This window comes from Pseudodonghicola flavimaris, assembly GCF_030164425.1.
Taxonomy (GTDB): domain Bacteria; phylum Pseudomonadota; class Alphaproteobacteria; order Rhodobacterales; family Rhodobacteraceae; genus Pseudodonghicola; species Pseudodonghicola flavimaris.
Window position 1 is genome coordinate 1 of sequence record NZ_JASNJD010000060.1, and the last position, 1,080, is coordinate 1,080.

The 1,080-nt window shown below is 62.2% G+C and carries 1 protein-coding gene; it reads right to left on the reverse strand.

Annotation, left to right across the window (positions count from 1 at the left end; translation table 11 throughout):
• Positions 1-1,080 (reverse strand): GDP-mannose 4,6-dehydratase (gene gmd, locus QO033_RS25225; RefSeq protein ID WP_284483438.1); only part of this gene is annotated, 1,080 nt, incomplete at its 3' end.

The window sequence follows — 1,080 nt, forward strand, 5'->3', positions numbered from 1 at the left end:
CAGCAGGGCATGGCGCTGTGCGACCTTGAGGTCTTCGGCCACCATTTCAGCGCACATTTCCTGCACGGTGATTTCCGGCACCCAGCCGAGCTTCTCTTTTGCCTTGGCCGGATCGCCGAGCAGCGTGTCCACCTCGGCGGGACGGAAATAGCGCGGATCGATCCGCATGATCACATCGCCGACCTTCAGCGCCGGGGCGGCGTCGCCCTCGATCGCGGTGATGGTGGCGATCTCCTCGACCCCCTCGCCGGAGAATTCCAGGCTGATGCCCAGCTCCGCCGCCGACCAGGCGATGAACTGGCGCACGGTATATTGCACCCCGGTGGCGATGACGAAATCGTCGGGCACGTCCTGCTGCAGCATCATCCACTGCATCCGCACGTAGTCCTTGGCATGGCCCCAGTCGCGCAGGGAATCGATGTTGCCCATGTAGAGGCAGGGCTCCAGCCCCTGGGCGATATTGGCCAGACCGCGGGTGATCTTGCGGGTCACGAAGGTTTCGCCGCGGCGCGGGCTCTCGTGGTTGAAGAGGATGCCGTTGCAGGCATACATCCCATAGGCCTCGCGGTAGTTCACCGTGATCCAATAGGCATACATCTTGGCCACCGCATAGGGCGAGCGCGGGTAGAAGGGGGTGGTTTCCTTCTGCGGGATCTCTTGCACCAGGCCGTAGAGCTCAGAGGTCGAGGCCTGGTAGAAGCGGGTCTTCTTCTCCAGCCCGAGGAAGCGGATCGCCTCCAGCAGCCGCAGGGTGCCGATGGCGTCGACGTCGGCGGTATATTCCGGCGCCTCGAAGGAGACCGCCACATGGCTCTGCGCCCCGAGGTTATAGACCTCGTCGGGCTGCACCTCCTGCAGGATGCGGGTCAGGTTCGAGGTATCGGTCAGATCGCCGTAATGCAGCCGGAAATTGGCGTGATCCACATGCGGATCCTGATAGATGTGATCGACACGCTGGGTGTTGAACAGCGAGGCACGGCGCTTGATGCCGTGAACCTCATAGCCTTTTTCCAGGAGAAACTCAGCCAGATAAGAGCCATCCTGCCCTGTGATGCCGGTGATGAGTGCTTTGCGGGTCAT